The organism is Streptomyces sp. AC627_RSS907 (assembly GCF_019049165.1).
In genome coordinates this window covers 1-849 of record NZ_JAGMUE010001016.1, presented here as the reverse complement: position 1 = coordinate 849, position 849 = coordinate 1, and the positions used below count along the sequence as shown (strand labels likewise).

The following is an 849-nucleotide window of genomic DNA, read 5'->3' as shown; positions in this document are numbered from 1 at the left end:
TGCTAGGGTCGAGAGCATCCCGACGCGACGCGCCGTACCGGGTCAGGCAAAGACGACGCACCCCTGTTGAAGCACGTGGTTCACGGAGGTGCCGTCATGGCTTGGATCTTGCTGATCGTCGCCGGCCTGCTGGAGGTGGGCTGGTCGATCGGGATGAAGTACACCGAGGGGTTCACCCGGCTGTGGCCGAGCGTGTTCACCGGCGCGGGGATCGTCGCGAGCATGGTGTTGCTGGCGCAGGCCGCCAAGACGCTGCCGATCGGCACCGCCTACGGGGTGTGGGTCGGCATCGGCGCGGCCGGGGCCGCCGTGCTCGGCATGGTGGTGCTGAACGAGCCCGCCACCGCGGCCCGGATCTTCTTCGTGGTGCTGCTCCTCGTGGCGGTCGTCGGCCTCAAGGCGACGTCGGGCCACTGACGCCCGCACGGTCCGAGCCTCTCGGTTCCCCTCAGCAGCCTCGTCCCCACGCACCAGCAGAACAGCCGCTCCCGGTCGGGAGCGGCTGTTCTGTCGTCGGGGCCGGTCTGTCGTGGGGGCCGGCCGTCGTCGTCGCTGTTGTCGTGGCCGTACCGGGTCGGCGTGGGGTGGCGGCCTAGAAGTCGTCGTCCGGGTCCGTGCCGAGGTCGGGCAGGGTGCCGCCCGGGTCGCCGCCGCCGGGGCCGGCTCCGCCGGGGTCGCCGGTCGCGCCGCCGGGGGCGCCGGTTCCGCCCGGGTCGCCGGTCGCGCCGCCCGGGTCGCCGCCGCCGGGGCCGCCGGCGCCGCCCGGGCCGCCTATGGCGCCGCCCGGATCACCGGTGGCGCCGCCGGACGGCGCGTCCGTCGGCGGGGTGAAGGTGGGCTCGGTGGGCA

General features: G+C 74.9%; 2 protein-coding genes and 1 riboswitch. Of the genes, one reads left to right on the top strand and one right to left on the bottom strand.

Translation table 11 applies throughout. The features are described 5' to 3' along the window. Positions 1-2: 2 nt before the first annotated feature. A riboswitch (guanidine-III (ykkC-III) riboswitch) is annotated at positions 3-62 on the top strand. Between the two features lie 34 nt (positions 63-96). Then, complete coding sequence (locus KUM32_RS39990) at positions 97-417, top strand: multidrug efflux SMR transporter (protein ID WP_176161839.1); 321 nt, start codon at positions 97-99, stop codon at positions 415-417. A 175-nt stretch (positions 418-592) separates the two neighbouring features. Here the strand turns inward: KUM32_RS39990 and KUM32_RS39985 are convergent. Further along, positions 593-849, bottom strand: a 257-nt coding sequence (locus tag KUM32_RS39985) for a hypothetical protein (RefSeq protein WP_217146626.1), incomplete at its 5' end; no start/stop codon positions are given.